Source organism: Roseofilum sp. SBFL, assembly GCF_017746885.1.
Taxonomy (GTDB): Bacteria; Cyanobacteriota; Cyanobacteriia; order Cyanobacteriales; family Desertifilaceae; genus Roseofilum.
The window spans coordinates 1-5,551 of the sequence record NZ_JAGHZH010000109.1 but is presented as its reverse complement, the minus strand read 5'-3'; the positions used below and the strand labels follow the sequence as shown (position 1 = coordinate 5,551).

General features: G+C 42.7%; 7 protein-coding genes, 5 tRNA genes and 1 pseudogene. 10 read left to right on the top strand and 3 right to left on the bottom strand.

What is annotated here, in order from left to right:
• Window positions 1–287 (bottom strand): hypothetical protein (locus J7545_RS12325; protein ID WP_318719612.1); only part of this gene is annotated, 287 nt, incomplete at its 3' end.
• 121 nt (window positions 288–408) lie between these two features.
• Between J7545_RS12325 and J7545_RS12320 the strand changes: the two genes are divergently transcribed.
• From J7545_RS12320 to J7545_RS12295, 6 genes are all read left to right on the top strand, one after another.
• A tRNA-Ile gene (locus J7545_RS12320) sits at window positions 409–484 on the top strand.
• A gap of 3 nt (window positions 485–487) precedes the next feature.
• Window positions 488–561 (top strand) — tRNA-Trp (locus J7545_RS12315).
• Window positions 562–564: 3 nt separating this feature from the next.
• Window positions 565–637 (top strand) — tRNA-Glu (locus J7545_RS12310).
• Window positions 638–699: 62 nt separating this feature from the next.
• Window positions 700–772: transfer RNA gene (locus J7545_RS12305), tRNA-Gln, on the top strand.
• Window positions 773–789: 17 nt separating this feature from the next.
• Window positions 790–866, top strand: a tRNA-Lys gene (locus tag J7545_RS12300).
• A gap of 217 nt (window positions 867–1,083) precedes the next feature.
• Window positions 1,084–1,725, top strand: coding sequence for a GNAT family N-acetyltransferase (locus J7545_RS12295; RefSeq protein WP_318699093.1), 642 nt, complete (start codon window positions 1,084–1,086; stop codon window positions 1,723–1,725).
• Here the strand turns inward: J7545_RS12295 and J7545_RS12290 are convergent.
• Window positions 1,712–3,007 carry a M14 family zinc carboxypeptidase gene (locus J7545_RS12290; RefSeq protein ID WP_318699092.1) on the bottom strand — a complete coding sequence of 432 codons (1,296 nt, stop codon included), beginning with the start codon at window positions 3,005–3,007 and terminating at the stop codon, window positions 1,712–1,714. The two genes, J7545_RS12295 and J7545_RS12290, sit on opposite strands and share 14 nt — an antisense overlap.
• Window positions 3,008–3,170: 163 nt before the next feature.
• On the opposite strand from J7545_RS12290, the gene J7545_RS12285 reads away from it, so the two are divergent.
• The 4 genes from J7545_RS12285 to J7545_RS12270 all read left to right on the top strand — a co-directional run bounded on the left by J7545_RS12285 (window position 3,171) and on the right by J7545_RS12270 (window position 5,134).
• On the top strand, window positions 3,171–3,362 hold the full coding sequence (locus J7545_RS12285) for a hypothetical protein (protein ID WP_318699091.1): 192 nt from the start codon (window positions 3,171–3,173) through the stop codon (window positions 3,360–3,362).
• A gap of 71 nt (window positions 3,363–3,433) precedes the next feature.
• Window positions 3,434–4,348 (top strand): M28 family peptidase, encoded by a 915-nt coding sequence (locus J7545_RS12280; RefSeq protein ID WP_318699090.1) that lies wholly within the window; start codon window positions 3,434–3,436, stop codon window positions 4,346–4,348.
• Between the two features lie 40 nt (window positions 4,349–4,388).
• The gene (locus tag J7545_RS12275; protein ID WP_318699089.1) at window positions 4,389–4,811 is read left to right on the top strand and encodes a XisH family protein; all 423 of its coding nucleotides are present in this window, start codon (window positions 4,389–4,391) and stop codon (window positions 4,809–4,811) included.
• On the top strand, window positions 4,799–5,134 hold the full coding sequence (locus J7545_RS12270; RefSeq protein WP_318699088.1) for a XisI protein: 336 nt from the start codon (window positions 4,799–4,801) through the stop codon (window positions 5,132–5,134). Before J7545_RS12275 ends, J7545_RS12270 begins: the two co-directional genes overlap by 13 nt.
• 36 nt (window positions 5,135–5,170) lie before the next feature.
• Here the strand turns inward: J7545_RS12270 and J7545_RS12265 are convergent.
• Window positions 5,171–5,413, bottom strand: a pseudogene (locus J7545_RS12265) (GTP cyclohydrolase I); the annotation flags it as partial.
• Between the last annotated feature and the right edge of the window lie 138 nt (window positions 5,414–5,551).

Sequence of the window (5,551 nt, the reverse complement as noted above, 5' to 3'; positions counted from 1 at the left end):
TTGTCAAAGACTGCTAAGGCTTTCGCTAGAGCATTGACGCAACCATCACGGGTGAAGGATTCATTACAAGAATTGTTAGCCGTTGTTGCCTTGGTAGCTGTCTTAAAGCGCAAGTACAAGCGCTTACCCTGGAGACTAATGGACACTCCCTTCGGGGTACTTCTCTGGCAAGCTTTGAGATAAGCTCTCACCAATTCATGGTCAACGTACTTAGATGGGTCAATGGAGTTAGAGTGGAAATACTCATTCACCAGAAACCATGCCTGTTTAGTGTAATTGTCAGACATCTGCCTATTTTCTGCCTATTTCCTTTTCAAGGTTTTACAAGGCAGATTTGGCAAAGCTTCTAGCCATTCAAATAGCGTTAGCTAATTAATGGGTCTACGGTTCAAATCCCGTCAGCCTCGTAGCAGTGTAGCTTAATGGTTAAAGCCCCAAGCTCATAACTTGGTTGATGTGGGTTCAACTCCCACCACTGCCACCAAATGTAGGGATAGTGTAACGGCAACACTCTAGTCTCCAAAACTAGAATTTGAGGTTCAAATCCTCATCCCTGCGCCAAATGGCCCCATCGTCTAGCGGCCAAGGACGTTCGACTTTCTATCGAAAAACACGGGTTCGAGTCCCGTTGAGGCTATCGCACTTTGCGCTAGTTATGAGTAATGTGGGGGTGTTGTCAGTTATCCCAGTATGATGTTTTGCTCTGTGGTGTAATGGCAACATCTCGCACTTTGAATGCGAAGTATTCCAGGTTCAAGTCCTGGCGGGGCAGTCAATTAATTTTTCGGTTGGGTGGTTGGCAGAGCGGTAGATGCATCCGGCTTTTAACCGGAATCAGGTAGGTTCAACTCCTACACCACCACCCAAATCCTACTGTAGACGAATAAGAAGAGGCGATCGCTACTATCCTAAGATTGGAGTCAGGTATAGCGCTGCGCGCTAGGGAATAGGGAATAGGTTATGGTAGCTAGGTTTCAGTATTGAACCGGAGTCCTAACAGACTCTTTCTCTGCTATAGCTGGCTAGGAAAACTAAACCGTTATCTGGCTCTACAAGAGTTACTCATGTTGAGGATACCTAAATATGGATATTCAAATTAAGTTGTTTGACGATCTTCCTTTACTAAACGAAGTTCTGGATAACGGACTTTATCAAACGGTTTATGAATGTTTTTCAGCCCCTCCATTCAATGAAAATGTTATCCGTGAAAACGTTGAGTTTTATTTTCAAAAATATGTTCGTTTTGGTAGTTTGCATCTCGCCTACTGTCAGGAGAGAGCTATCGGTTTTATGGCAACTCTCCCGTTAACTGAGACTAAAGAATTCAGAGAATTGTCGTTTCTGGGAACTTATGCTGATTTTCAGGGCAAGAAAGTTGAGCTAAATCAAGAGTTTTTTAGTCAACAAACACACTATGGAATTGAGGAATTCCAGTATGTGTCTGATGTGGGAGTCGCCTTGGATTACCGTAAGCTAGGTTTAGCTAAACGACTTTTACAAAGTGTATTTGCTTATTTTGACGATTCTACACCTTATATCTTGAGGACTACCTGCGATCCTGACTTTGCTTATGTGGTTGAACTGTATCAAAAAGTGGGATTTACTCTTTTACCCGTGACTCAAACAATGGAATATCTTAACCAGGAAGGAGTACTGACTCAGAGAGAGAGCTGCATTTGTGTTAAATTGCCATCAACATCTTCTAGGGTTTCTAACTCAGGATAACTGAAGTTCTCACTGTTCCAGCCCGTTCGGCGATCGCCTCTACCCTCACCTCACTCCCGGCTTTCCCCTTCACTACCCAACTGCGATGGGTGCGATAGTCGGTTCCATTTGCAGATGCATTGAACCATTTATTAGAACGCCCTTCTAAAGGGTCAATTTCCTGCTCTTGCTCCCCACTAATCAGGGTAACCCCTTCCGGTAGCCCTAATTTTACTCGCGTAGGACGCACTGCTTGCCGTTCTAGCGCCTTTTTACTGGTGTGAGTGGGCAAAAAGCCCAAATTTTCCCATTGTACGGTTATGCGATAAATATCAGCCCCTTCGTGACTCACCTCACTACGAGCGACTGATAACCGGGGAGACATGAGCGCATGGGCGATCGCGAATTTGAAATGGCGATCGCAGATTTCCGGCAGTGCCTTCGCGGGTGCATTTTTCCACATTCTCTTCATATCCCATCCTCCAATCTCCACCTCTCCCAGTTGCGGATGTTCAAAGCCTTGCCAAGGAATAAACCCCTTACCCTCTAAATACTCATCATTCCATTGCAGAATTTTCAGATCATCCTCTATTGGATGTTCCCGTCCCCATTCAATATTATTCTGCTTTTCAACACCAGCTTCCTTAGCCGCATCCCAGAGTTCTACCGTAAACCCAAACCATCCCCAATGATCGTAGCCATAATCATCCATTGCCCCATAAACCACCGTTTTTGGGTCATAACGAAAATCATGATAAACAGAAACACACTTATATTTTGTTAATTCACTACCTTTTTTCCCAATCAGTTGATAGATGCGTAAATCTTCGGTCGGCAAATGATCGTCTCCATTAATATCTTCTGGATATAAACCATCTTGCTGTTCAGATTCCGGATAGAGACGGGTACTAGACCGTAGATTATAGGGAGTTTGTAGATATTTTTCTGCCCCATCTACCGCAATTCTCGGCAAAATATATAGGGTATAGTTCTGTAATAAATGGGTGATTTGCGCATCTTGGTTATATTGGGTTAAAACCTGATAGAGAATATAACAAGCGACTGCCGAACCTGTAACTTCTGCTGCATGGGTATTAGCATCAATCCAATATCCAGGTTTTTCAAGAGCTGCTCCTGTCGTTTGATCGGTCACAGTCGCCAACCAAATTTCTCGTCCTTCGTCCGTTGTCCCCAAACTTTTCAGTTGCATCAAATTCGGATAAGCTTGAGCCATCTGGGTTAAGTAATCTGTCAGTTCTTGATAGGGGAAATAGTGACTGAAATCAAACGCCGGAATAGTCATCAGGACAATAGAGTGAGATAGTTTTATAATTGAGGATATCTTAGGATAAATAATCCAGATGATCAAGAAAAAGCTCAATTGGGGATGGCAGAGCAAATCCACTTGAATCGGATTGTCAATCTTGAGTATAATCTTGATCGGTATTTCCTGGGGAGGAGGGAACATGATGTTACAGATACCAGGGGAAAGTTATCCGGATGCCCTGTCACCTTTAACGGTAGAAGAGCAACAATTAGCACGAGATCTAGAAGGGGATGTCAAGGAAATTGCCCCTGAACCCCATAAGCTCCCTTTCCCTATCCCTATTATCACACGGCTGAAGAGACTTCGGATAAGATCGATTATGGGAAATTAGAGCGAGTGATTCATGATGTTACCCATTAAGGAAAAGTAAACAAAGAAGACTATTGAGATCAATAGAAAACTATGTTAAAGATGCCAGGAAAAAGTTATCAGGATGCACTCTTGCCTTTAACAGTAGAAGAGCAAGCATTAGCAAAAGAGCTAGAGGCGGATGTCAAGGAAATCGCCTCTGAACCCCATAATTATCTGGCTTATAATAATTTACTCGCAACGGCTCAGTATCTAGAAACTGAGTTTACTCGTGCAGGATATCAAGTTAATCACTACCAATACTCGATTGATGCCCAAGAATTTGACAACTTAGAAGTCGAAATTCCAGGCACAACTAAAGCAGAGGAAATTATTGTAATTGGCGCTCATTATGATTCTGTAGCTCATGTTCCCGGAGCGAATGATAATGGTTCGGGAGCAGCCGCAGTTTTAGCCTTAGCTCGCCGGTTTGCAGGAAAACCACAACAGCGAACCCTGAAATTTTTAGAGTTTGTGAATGAAGAAAATCCTTTTGGCTGGACAGAAGATATGGGAAGTTTAATCTATGCCAAAATTTGTAAGCAGCGCCAAGACAATATTGTTGGCATGATGAGTCTAGAAACTATGGGATACTATTCTGATAAGCCAGGGAGTCAACAGTATCCTGCTCCTTTAAATTTATTTTATCCTCTGCAAGGTAACTTTATTGCTTTTGTTGGGAATCTTGACTCTGGGAACTGGGTGCGACAAGTGATTGGATCGTTTCGTCAGCATACTCTTTTTCCCTCAGAAGGGGCAGCACTGCCTAACTTTTTACCAGGAGTTGGATGGTCGGATCATTGGTCATTTTGGCAGCAAGGATATCCCGCTTTAATGGTTACCGATACTGCACCCTTTCGCTATCCCTATTACCATCGGGCTGAAGATACTCCAGATAAAATCGATTATGGGAAGTTAGCACGAGTTGTGGCGGGTTTAGAGCGGGTGATTCGTGATGTTGCCAATTAGAATATCCTGTTCTATTTTGAGGGTGTATTAAAATGTATTGATGGCGATGCCTGCACACGATATATACCATGATACAGTCAAAACTGCTCTAGAAAAAGATAATTGGCAAATCACGAACGATCCATTGACACCCCAATATGGTGGTAAAGACTTATTCGTTGACCTGGGGGCAAAAAAAGTCCTGGCAGCAGAAAAACATGGAGAGAAGATTGCTGTAGAAATTAAGAGTTTTTTGGGCCGCTCTGCGATGTATGAGTTAGAAAAAGCAGTAGGACAGTATATTGTCTACCGAAATATACTTGAAGAAGTTGAGAATGACCGTACTTTGTATCTTGCCATTTCTAAAATTTCATTTAAAGAGATTTTTGAAGAACGACTTGGCAATCTAATTTTAACGAAAAACAAACTTCGTTTACTTGTCTTTGATCCGAGCAACCAAGAGGTGGTCACATGGATACATTAGAACACTATTATCCGATCATTTATCAAGTTTTAAATGAGTATTATCAGATCTCTTATTCTTACGGTCATTTAGAACGAAGATTGATCATTAGTGAAGATAAGAGAAATTATATTTTGTTAACCCTGGGATGGCAAAATGATAGTCGAGTACATGGTTGTCTGGTACATAGGGAAATCATTGAGGGTAAAATTTGGATTCATCGAGATGGTACAGAAGATGGTATTGTGAATGATTTGCTGGATTTAGGTGTGCCGAAAAATAAGATTGTTTTGGGATTTTATCATCCTACTCAGCGCCCCTATATGGAATTTGCGGTGAATTGAACTTATGCGATCGCGCTAAGACAGGTGCTTTAGATTTTAGTGAAATGAGGGATTGTGGCGAATCAAGCTCATAAACTCTTGGCGGGCTTTGGCATCTTCTGCAAAGATTCCTTGCATAGAACTGGTTACTGTCCAAGAACCTGGCTTTTGTACCCCCCGCATCACCATGCACATATGGGTGGATTCCACGACGACAGCCACGCCTTGGGGTTTGAGCAAACCTTGTAGAGCATTCGCAATTTGTTGGGTGAGTCGTTCCTGAACTTGTAGGCGACGGGCCTCAAGGGGTGACAAGGTAGTTCAAAGGTCGCTATAGCGACCTTTTTCGGTAGTATTTTGCTGAAAACCTCAACTCAATGGTCGCGATCGCATAACTATAGCATCAGGTTAGAGGGTTACTTGCCCAAAAAATCGCTA